The sequence below is a fragment of the Clostridium sp. genome, from assembly GCF_029258205.1.
Lineage (GTDB): Bacteria > Bacillota > Clostridia > Clostridiales > Clostridiaceae > Sarcina.
Map to the genome: position 1 here is coordinate 39064 of NZ_JARHZJ010000024.1, position 10377 is coordinate 49440.

At 25.9% G+C, this 10377-nt stretch carries 9 protein-coding genes and 1 other annotated feature; of the genes, 3 read left to right on the forward strand and 6 right to left on the reverse strand.

The window, feature by feature from the left end; all coding sequences use genetic code 11:
- Positions 1-15: 15 nt before the first annotated feature.
- The 4 genes from Q1J60_RS03190 to Q1J60_RS03205 form a co-directional block, all read right to left on the reverse strand.
- Positions 16-816 (reverse strand): tetratricopeptide repeat protein, encoded by an 801-nt coding sequence (locus Q1J60_RS03190; RefSeq protein WP_300258407.1) that lies wholly within the window; start codon positions 814-816, stop codon positions 16-18.
- Between the two features lie 328 nt (positions 817-1144).
- The gene (locus tag Q1J60_RS03195; protein WP_300258410.1) at positions 1145-2455 is read right to left on the reverse strand and encodes an alpha-L-fucosidase; all 1311 of its coding nucleotides are present in this window, start codon (positions 2453-2455) and stop codon (positions 1145-1147) included.
- A 269-nt stretch (positions 2456-2724) separates the two neighbouring features.
- Complete coding sequence (locus tag Q1J60_RS03200) at positions 2725-3051, reverse strand: HesB-like protein (protein ID WP_300258413.1); 327 nt, start codon at positions 3049-3051, stop codon at positions 2725-2727.
- A gap of 93 nt (positions 3052-3144) precedes the next feature.
- On the reverse strand, positions 3145-3489 hold the full coding sequence (locus Q1J60_RS03205) for a HesB-like protein (RefSeq protein ID WP_300258416.1): 345 nt from the start codon (positions 3487-3489) through the stop codon (positions 3145-3147).
- Positions 3490-3955: 466 nt separating this feature from the next.
- On the opposite strand from Q1J60_RS03205, the gene Q1J60_RS03210 reads away from it, so the two are divergent.
- Both Q1J60_RS03210 and Q1J60_RS03215 read left to right on the forward strand, forming a co-directional pair.
- Entirely contained in the window at positions 3956-4687 is a 732-nt protein-coding gene (locus Q1J60_RS03210) for a hypothetical protein (protein WP_300258418.1), read from the forward strand.
- 355 nt (positions 4688-5042) lie between these two features.
- A complete protein-coding gene (locus Q1J60_RS03215) occupies positions 5043-6056 on the forward strand; it encodes a pectate lyase-like adhesive domain-containing protein (protein WP_300258421.1) in 1014 nt (337 codons plus the stop codon).
- A gap of 145 nt (positions 6057-6201) precedes the next feature.
- Here the strand turns inward: Q1J60_RS03215 and leuS are convergent, their stop codons facing one another.
- A complete protein-coding gene (leuS, locus tag Q1J60_RS03220) occupies positions 6202-8652 on the reverse strand; it encodes a leucine--tRNA ligase (protein ID WP_300258424.1) in 2451 nt (816 codons plus the stop codon).
- An 87-nt stretch (positions 8653-8739) separates the two neighbouring features.
- Positions 8740-8947 (reverse strand) — a binding site (T-box leader).
- A gap of 144 nt (positions 8948-9091) precedes the next feature.
- Here leuS and Q1J60_RS03225 point away from each other — a divergent pair.
- Positions 9092-9235 (forward strand): hypothetical protein, encoded by a 144-nt coding sequence (locus Q1J60_RS03225; RefSeq protein ID WP_003453032.1) that lies wholly within the window; start codon positions 9092-9094, stop codon positions 9233-9235.
- A gap of 90 nt (positions 9236-9325) precedes the next feature.
- On the opposite strand, the gene Q1J60_RS03230 is transcribed toward Q1J60_RS03225, so the two are convergent.
- Positions 9326-9886 (reverse strand): NUDIX hydrolase, encoded by a 561-nt coding sequence (locus tag Q1J60_RS03230; protein ID WP_300258427.1) that lies wholly within the window; start codon positions 9884-9886, stop codon positions 9326-9328.
- Positions 9887-10377 lie beyond the last annotated feature (491 nt).

Consider the following 10377-nt stretch of genomic DNA (forward strand, 5'->3'; position numbering starts at 1 on the left):
TACATCAAATTTTTACTATATGTTTAATTCTGATATAGCATCTCTAATCTTATCTTTATTAAGAGCTGAAAGATATGACTCTCTTTTAGTTAATGCTTTATCGAAAGACTCTAAAGCTCCGTTAGTATCTCCTTCATCTCTTAGTATTAAGCCATAATAATAATATGGTTCTGGTATTCCAGGATCTTGTTCTAAAAGTTTAGTATATACTTCCTTAGCTTTTTCTATATTTCCAGTGAAATAATAAGATTGAGCTAAATTATCCATTATAACTTTATTATCTTGATCATATTCATAAGCTAAAAGATTGTATTTTAAGGCTTCTTCATATCTTTTATCTAATATTAAGAAATATCCTAAAGTTTCATAAACAGTTGTGTGTTCATATTGTGTGTGAAGATTTTTTAAGTTTTCAATAGCTTTTTTTAAATCACCATTTTTCCAAATTATAAGAGAATCTGTCATTGTATAAGAAGCTCTTAATCTTTCAGGCAGTTTATCATAATCAATAGCATTTAGAAGCTTAGTGGCTTCTTTTAAATTACCTAAGTAAAGAGTAAGATATGCATATTGAAGTTTTATGCTATCACTAGCATTTTTATATGTACAAGCTTTTTTATAAAGTTCTAGAGCTTTTTCTCTTTCACCATTTCTAAAGGAAATATTACCTTTATAAGCTAAAATATAAGGTTTTTTTTTATTATATTTGTATAAAGCATAGATTATTATAATAAGTAATGCAAAAATATATTGTTTCATCATTACTAATACAAATGCTAATATTAAAGTAATTATAAAGTCATAAGCTGTATTCATTTTTTGCACCTCCAGTAATTACAAAATATTGAAATTATATTATAAGAATAATTTTAATGGAATTTTATTATTAATACAACTTTACTTAATTATATTTACAAAAAAATTATTTTAATTTAACAGTAAAATAAAAGCGAGTTATACCAAAACAAAGATCAATAAAACTAATAAAAATATAAAGAGAATATATTTATAAGTTTTAATTATAAGTTTTAATTATAAGTTTTGATACAACTCTTTTTTAAAAGCATAAACTTTATTAAGTATAGTTTTAAGGAGTTACTTACTACATTTATTTTTTTATTTTATAGAACATTATTTATTAAAATTATCCCAAATATGCACCAATATGATTAATCATAGGTGGATTTTTATATTTAGTAAATGAAATCTTAATTTTATTAGTTTTGATATTATTAAGTTTTGCTATATGTCTATATCCTATAGAAGTACCATTATAAAGCTCAAACCAACCATTATTATATGCATAAACTTTAAATTCTTCTACGTTTTGACCTTCAGCAATCCACTCTCTAATTTCTAAAATATTAAATTCAGTGATAGTTTTGAAATTTATTTCTATATAAGGGTTAACAGCATTTTTATTAGCTATCCAATAAGATTTCTTATAGTCATCAATTAAATTATAGCTATCGCTAGAAGATGAATTTGTAGCTAATATAGAGGATCCCTTAATAAGATTATTAGAAAAAGTTTCTTTTATATATTTAGAAAAATTAGAAAGTAGACTTAATTCATTATCATTTAATAATCCATAAGTATTAGGAGATAAAACTAATACTAAATTTGTGTTTCTTCCTAATGAATTATTATACACATGTTTTAGCTTTGATAATGAATCTTTATTATGTTTTAAACATTGAGATAGAGAGTAAATACTTTCACCGACAATCCAAGTGTCTCCATAAATATTTCCTTTTTTAATATTTTCATTGCTAAAATCTTCTTTTAAAAAATCTAAATTTACAGAAGAGTAGAAATAGTTTTTAGATGACTCTATATTAGAATAATATGTCCAACGAACATCAGGTCCAATAGGACTAGATATCATACATTGAGGATTTATATCTTTAATAGTCCTAAAGTATTTTTCAAAATCAAGGGATTCATAATATTGATCTAAAGAGGTTATATCCATAATGACTTCACTTACCTGTGAATAATTAGTCATAAGTTCTTTTAATTGAGATATATAGTAATTATCGTATTCTTCAGGAGTTAAGTTTAAAGTGAGATAATCTTTTAAAGTAAGATGAATACCAAATTTAAGTCCAAACTTTTTACAAGATTTACTAACTTTTTTTACTAAATCATCATAATTATCTTTCAAAGAAAAATTAGTTATATTAACTTTTGAACAATTGCTTTGCCATAAACAAATACCATTATTAAGCTTAGCAGTTAAAATAACTTTCTTAAATCCAAATTTAAATAAGTTTTCTATCCATATATCTGTGTTAAATGAAGTCTCTTTTTTAAATAAAGAAGGAGCCTCATCATTGTTTTCAGAATTAGCTGTAAATGTATTCATTTGAAGGTCTAAAAAAGCTATTAGTTCATCTTCTTGGTATTTTCTTTGTTCTTTAGTTGGAGTTAAGTTTACTAGAGTTGTATTCATTATCTCTCCTCCTTGAAAATAAAGCATTTATTAAATTATAATACTAAAATTAAACAGAAACAACCGTATTAGTAAAAATATTGAAATTAATTCAATTTAAAAATTTTAATGAATAAAGTTAAAAAGAGTAAATTCAAATTTAATTATTATTTTAAGTAATATAAATTAATTTTAAAATACTTAAATAAAATTTATATTTTTATTATAGTTTTAATTTAAAAAAATATAAAAAAATAGAGATGGAATAAAATCCATCTCTATATGTAAAATTAGTGACAGCTTGAGCAAGAAGAGCATCCGCCTTCACTTTCTTTAATTGGTTTTAAAGATAATCCTCTACCACCATTTTCATCTGAAGAAAGTAGAGTGAATCCTTCAAAATCTTTAACAAGTTCTTTATCAACGAAGAATGTTATATCTTCGATTTTAACAACTTCATCATTATCTGATTGTTCATCCAGAACAATATTAAATACTGGGCCTCCTCAGCCAACTCCTGCTAGATTTATTCTTATGTCAAATTTTTCTATGCCGTTTTCTTGTAGAAAAGATTTGAACTCAGTATAAGCTTCATTGCTCATTTTAACAACTGACATATCTATTTCCTCCTAAATTTTAATTTAAAGCAAAATTGCTTTATATAGTTTATTATTAATATATTTTAAAATAATATCACACTAAAATTTTAATTAGTGACAGCTGCCGCAGCTACCACAATTTCCACTGCAACCACTACCTTCATAATCACTCATTAATGGATCAAGAGTTAATCCTTCACCAAAATTTTCTTCATCAGAAAGTATTGAGAAACCTAAAAATAAATCGATTAAAGAAGAATCAATAACAAAAGTTAAGTCTTTTATTACTTCAACTTCATCACCTTCATTTTTTTCTCCGGCAGATACATAGAACATAGGGCCCATAGGTCCGTTCCCACCAAAGTTTATTCTAATAACATCACTATCTATATCATTGGCTTTTAGGAACTCTTTAAATTCAATATAAGCATCATCGCTCATTGCTACCTTTTTCATTTGATCACCTACTTAATTTCAATTAATTAATAATTAATATTAATTGATTAAATTATATAATTTTAAACAAAATAAATCAAGACTATTCTAGTAGGAATTTAAATATGAAGTTTTTATTCCATATATAAATAGTAAAAAGTAGAAATTAATTATAATATTTTTGTAATAATATAAAGATTTTTATAAAAAATATGTTGAGAACTTTATTATATCAAATTAAAATAAAATAGTTAAATAAAATATGAAAGTATACTAAAAATATAATTATTATGAGTTTTAAGCTTTAACATTTCAATAAAAGTTTATATTTAAAATAAATGTTTATTTTAAATATATATTTAGAGAGAACTTAATTTAGTAATGAAGTTTAATAAGGTTGTTTTTATCTATATTTAGAAATCAGAATTAGTTTAAACTATAGAGTATTAAAAATAAATTGTTTTAGGAAAGTTGGGAAAGAAAAATTATGATACCGTATAATATAGATTATTGTGAAGAAAAAATAAAAGAATATAAAAATAAAATAAAAGAGAATAAAAAAGGTAATTTTACTATTAGATATAGTGAGAGAAAAGAATTTGCTGGCTATTTATATGAGCATAAGCAGCAATTAAAAGAAAGTCCTATAGAACTATATGAAGGAGCGAAGCTTTGGATGAGAATTGCACCACATGAGATTCAAGGAGCTTTTGAAAGTATAAAGAGAGCAAAAGGTAAAGTAGGAGTTCTAGGTTTAGGATTAGGATACTTTGTTCAGGAAATAGCAAAAAATGATGAGGTAAAAGAAATAGTTGTCTATGAAATGAGTGAAGAAATAATCGGTTTATATTTAGAAAATTTTGGAGAAAATCCTAAGATAAGAATAGTAAAAGGTGATGGGTTTAAAGCAGAAGGAGAAAAGTTTGACTTTTTCTATGTTGATATATATGAATATAAATTAACAACCAAAGTTGTTAAAGATTATGTAAAATTAACAAAACTTCATGATATTGGAGAGTATAGCTTTTTTGGAGTAGAGTCATTTATATTAAGTTGTCCAACTAGTGAAATAATATGGGTTTACATATTAGAAGAATGGATGGATATGTCAAAGGACTTATTTACAAGATTTAATCATAGTAAGTATATTGAGTATTTTTCACCTATAGATGAGAATAAGGTATTAGAGATACTTAAAGAATTTGGAAAAGTTCTTTAATATTTATTATTTCATAAAGATATATGTTTTAAATATTTATTAATTTATTTATTAATAAATTAGAAAATTTAAATTGATAATTTTTCAATTTGGTTATAATATGATTTATTATGAAATTATTATATTAATTGTAATAATGATATTAATTTATAAAACATATTATAACCTTTTTGTATTTAGATTTTAATTTTCTAAATTACAATAGAATATATAATTTAGACTAGTATATATATTTTAATAAAGTTAAAAAAATCTATGATATGTAAAAAAAATCTATAATTTATCTTTTGAAAACCTATACAAAAAATGATATAATTAGTTCATAATAAAAATAATAAGAAGAGGTGAGTTTAGTATGGCACATAAAAAAGTGGCAAAAATAATAGCAACTGCTATAGTAGTAAATAACCTCTCCAGTAGCGTAGTTTTAGGCAAAGAAGTAAATTTAATAGAGAAAAACAAAGATAATTCAGTTATAAATCAAAGCTTAAGTGACAGTAAAAGATATGGTTATATTTTTAGAATAGAAAAAACAGTAGGAGATACAGAACAATTCTTAAAAATAATAAATAATGGGAACTTAGAAGAGATAAAATTATCAAGAGATATTGATCTGAGTAATTTAATTTCTAATGGAGTAGATATAATGACTTCAAATGTTGTAATAGATGGTCAAGGATACAGTCTCTATGTTCCTAAACTAGCTAAAAATCTTAATAGAGATTTTTTTACACTACAGGGAGATGGAATTGTGCTAAAAAATTTAAATATAGTATGCAAAGATAATAATGAGGTGTTAAATAATAAGAATAACCTTATTACTATATCAGGAGATAACATAACTTTAGAAAACGTTTTTATAAAATCTACTTTTAATAGAGCAGTAAATATTTTAGAGGGAAAGAATATTCACATTAATGATTGTAGAATAGTAAATAATCAAGAAAGGGGTAATGGATTAAAAGTTGAAAATGGAGTAGTAACCTTAGATAATCTTGATTTAAAAAATAAATCTGGAGTTGGTATTGATATTTTAGGGAAAGATTCAAAGGTTTACCTAAAAGGAGATATAAAAATAAATTCTCCAATTGAAGTAAGAGGACAATTTAGAGATGGTGGAATTTTAAATTGTGATAATAATCAGTTAATTAATGAAAAAAGAGTCTTTGGATATACTTATTATGATGTTGCAAAAGAAACAGAATTAGTTAGAAATAAAGATGAGTTTTTAGAAGCAATAGATAATAATATAGTTGAGAATATAAAATTAATGGATAACATTGATTTAAGAGGACATGAGTCAGAATATTATAAAGTTTTTGAGAAAGAAATAAAAGTTGATAAAAATAATTATCATATAACAATGTAAAATTTAAAGGTATCTAAACGGAGTTAAATCTCAGCGTTTAGATACCTTTTCATAGTATAATATATAATTTGTTATTTAAAAGTGTTAATTATTAAGATTAGTATTAACTTTAATCCATTAAAAAATTTGCAACGTTAATATTATATTACTTAACAACTATATTCACAAGTCTACCTTTTATAACTATTACTTTTACAACTGTTTTTCCTTCTGTTGAAGCTATGATTTTTTCATCAGCTAAAGCAGCAGCTTTTATGCCTTCTTCATCTAAATCAGAAGAAACCATTATTTTATTTTTGATTTTTCCATTAACTTGGATAGCTATTTCAACTTCATCTTTAACTAAAGCTTTAGGGTCAAATTTTGGCCATGCTTCATTGAAGATTGAGTATGAATTTCCAAGTAAGCTCCATTGTTCTTCACTAAAGTGAGGTGCAAATGGTGCTAATAATCTTAGATAATCAGAAACTACATCTTTTAAGAAATCAAGGTTCATTTCTTTCTCTTGAGTATATTTAGATAAAGCATTTATGAACTCCATCATTCTAGCTATTGCTGTATTAAATTGAAGCTTATCTGTATCATCAGTAACAGATTTTATAGTATTATGTCTCCAATAATTAAGCTCTTTTTCAGCCTTATCCATTGTAGTTTTATTATTTTCACCTTTTGATATTGCTTCTCTAGCAGTATCTATGATTCTTTCAATTCTTTCAACGAATCTATTTACAGATTTGATTCCATCATCACTCCAAGCTCCGCCTTCAGTGTAAGCAAAACCAAACATTAGATACATTCTAAATACGTCAGCACCATATTCTTTTATATAATCATCAGGAGATATTGTATTTCCTTTTGATTTACTCATTTTTAATCCGTCTGGTCCTAAGATTAATCCTTGGTGAGTTAATGAAGTAAATGGTTCATCAAAGTTTAGGTATCCCATGTCTCTTAAAGCTTTAGTTATGAATCTTGCGTAAAGAAGATGCATACAAGCATGTTCAGGACCACCAACATATTTATCAACTGGTAAAATTTTATTGATTATCTCAGGATTAAATGGAGCCTCAGTATTTTTATTATCAGGATATCTTAAGTAATACCATGATGAACATACGAAAGTATCTAAAGTATCAGTTTCTCTTTTAGCTGGTTTTCCACAATGTGGGCAAGTTGTATTAACAAATGCTTCACTCTTAGCTAGTGGAGATTTTCCATCTGGAGCAAACTCAACATCATATGGTAATTCAACTGGTAATTGACTTTCAGGTACAGGAACTATACCACATTCTTCACAGTAAACTACAGGAATTGGAGCTCCCCAGTATCTTTGTCTTGAAACTAACCAGTCTCTTAATCTAAAGTTAACTTTCTTTTCTCCAAGACCAAGTGAAGATAGTTTTTCAACTATTTTTTCTTTAGCTTCAGCTGTAGTTAATCCATCAAATTCACCTGAGTTAACTAATATACCTTGTTCACAGAATGGAAGTGTAGTTTCACCACCATCTTTAGCCTCTATAACTCTATTTATTGGAAGATTGAATTTTTCAGCAAAAGCAAAATCTCTTTCATCATGAGCGGGAACTGCCATAACAGCTCCAGTTCCGTAAGTTGATAGAACGTAATCACCAACCCATATAGGAACTTCTTTACCTGTTAATGGGTGAATAGCATATGCACCAGTGAACACACCAGTTTTTTCCCTTGAAATAGATTGTCTTTCTATATCAGATTGTTTTTTAGCTTCTTCTTTGTAATTTTCAATTGCTTCTTTTTGTTCAGCTGAAACTATTTTATCTACTAATGGATTTTCAGGAGCTAAAACAACATAACTAACTCCGTATAAAGTATCAACCCTTGTTGTGAATACATCAAAGTTTAAATCACTATCTTTAACTTTAAAGTTAACCTGAGAACCAGTTGATCTTCCTATCCAGTGTTTTTGCATAGCAACTGTTTTTTCTGGCCAATCTAAACCATCTAATTTATCTAATAATTCATCAGCATAGTTAGTTATTTTAAAGAACCATTGAGTAAGATCTTTTTTAGTAACTTCTGTTGAACATCTTTCACAAGCTCCATCAACTACTTGCTCGTTAGCAAGAACTGTTTGACATGATGGACACCAGTTTACAGGAGCTTTTTTTCTATAAGCTAATCCTTTTTCGTATAATTTTAGGAATAGCCATTGAGTCCATTTATAATATTCAGGTGAGCAAGTTACAACTTCATTTTCCCAGTTAAACATAGCGCCCATTGCTTTTAATTGTTCTTCCATTTTAGCTATATTTTTTATTGTAGAATCTTGAGGGTGTATTCCTGTTTTTATAGCAAAGTTTTCAGCTGGTAAACCGAAAGCATCAAATCCCATTGGTTGGAATACATTGTATCCTTGCATTCTTTTAAATCTAGCCCAAGAATCAACTGGTCCATAGTTAAACCAGTGACCTGCATGTAATTGGCTACCTGAAGGGTATGAGAACATTTCTAAAACGTAAAGTTTCTCACCTTCTTTATTTGGATCAAATTTATAAAGGCCTGATTCAGCCCATTTGTCTTGCCATTTCTTATCTATGGCAGTACTATAGTTACCCATTAACTAATCCTCCTCTAAGTTTATATAATTAATATTATTTGCTAGAATTAAATAAAAACAAATAAAAAACCTTCCATCTCTTAACATTTAAGAGACGAAAGGATATTCGCGGTACCACTCTTATTAGGAAAATTTCTTTTCCTCACTTGATTTTATAACGGGTTTTTCCCGTATGTGCTTTTTTTCACACATATGCTCATAGGTAAGTTCATATTTTCATACCATTGTGTCACAGCAAACCACAACTCTCTTTAGGCTATGAGATAATATTACTACTCCTAATCAAAGCTTTTAATGATTTAGTTTTTATATATTATATATCAAAAGTTTAAAATAAGTCAATTAAAGTTTCTAATAAATACCTAGGATGAAAAAAATATAATTACAAAAAATAAGTTTGAAAAAATTTTAATAAAAAAATAGAAAGAGGTAATTATTCATGGGAAAAAAATTAAAATCAGCAACAAATAATCAATGGGTATCAACAACTGTAGACCCTAATATGGTTCCAGCAAAAGATAGACAGCCTAAAACTGCAGGAGATAATCAATGGACATCAACTTCTAAAAATCCAATGAAATAGAAATTAATATATGCACTTAGTTTAGAGAGAGTAACTTTTTAAACTAAGTGTATATTTTTTTATTTTATTAGTTTTTAATTTATACAAGTTTTATTTTATAGAGTTAAGTTTTTTTATTAACTTTTCATAAATTGGAATCATATGAGCTTCATTACAATAGTTACTTATTTCATTAAAAGGAATCCACATAACACCACTATTTTCATCCTCTTTAAGTATAAGTGTTTCATCTTCTGAGCATTCTATTAGATAAGTAAGATTTAAATGAAGATGAGATGAAACATATTTTTCTCTTTTTATGTGACCATTTACTGTTAACACATCTAATGCGAAAGCTTTATCTAAAAGAGGGATAGGATTTTTAACTCCAGTTTCTTCTTTCAATTCCTTAATTGCAACTTTAAGTTGATCTTCTTCATTATCTGAATGACCACCAGTCCATGCCCAAGAATTATATATGTTGTGATGAATCATCAAAAATTTATTTCTTTCTTTATTTACAGCAAAGGCTGAACTGGTTAAATGAGCAATTGTATTATTTCTTGTTAATATATCATCAAAATTATTTAGACATCTTAAAAATAAATCTTTATCTTTTTCTTCTTGTTCGTTAAAAGGAACATAATTTTTTATATCTTCAATATAATTCACCTTAAACACCACCTAATTATTTTTATTTTAGGTTCCATACATTCATATAATATTGAAACAAATTGATTTTTTAGAAAAATAATCAATAATTTCATCTACAAATTCATGTGGGGTTGTAATTGGATTTTTAGGTTCAAAATATAAATTATAATTAAATAAAGTTACATTTGGGTAAATATTTTGGACACAAAAATTTGAACTTATTTATGCTATATTCAAAGCCTTAAATTCTATCTCAGTTATAACCTCATCTTTAGATATTTTTATTTCTTTATTAGCTTTTATCCATCAATTTATAGTTGATTTTACTATGCCATATTAACTACTTATTTAAGAAATTATCATTCCAGACTTATATAAATCTCCTGATATCATTTCCTTGTAATCTTCTGTATATTTTTTCTACTACTCATATTAGAAACACATACTTTCTCTAACTAAATATTATTTTAATTAGTTAGATAAAACGTGTCCACTATTTTATACTAACA

Bases quoted from the DNA above. Each gene is read 5' to 3' on its own strand.
- Q1J60_RS03195 (WP_300258410.1), bottom strand. From the start codon at position 2,455: ATGAATACAACTCTAGTAAACTTAACTCCAACTAAAGAACAAAGAAAA.
- leuS (WP_300258424.1), bottom strand. From the start codon at position 8,652: ATGGGTAACTATAGTACTGCCATAGATAAGAAATGGCAAGACAAATGG.
- Q1J60_RS03205 (WP_300258416.1), bottom strand. From the start codon at position 3,489: ATGAAAAAGGTAGCAATGAGCGATGATGCTTATATTGAATTTAAAGAG.
- Q1J60_RS03215 (WP_300258421.1), top strand. From the start codon at position 5,043: ATGGCACATAAAAAAGTGGCAAAAATAATAGCAACTGCTATAGTAGTA.
- Q1J60_RS03190 (WP_300258407.1), bottom strand. From the start codon at position 816: ATGAATACAGCTTATGACTTTATAATTACTTTAATATTAGCATTTGTA.
- Q1J60_RS03225 (WP_003453032.1), top strand. From the start codon at position 9,092: ATGGGAAAAAAATTAAAATCAGCAACAAATAATCAATGGGTATCAACA.
- Q1J60_RS03210 (WP_300258418.1), top strand. From the start codon at position 3,956: ATGATACCGTATAATATAGATTATTGTGAAGAAAAAATAAAAGAATAT.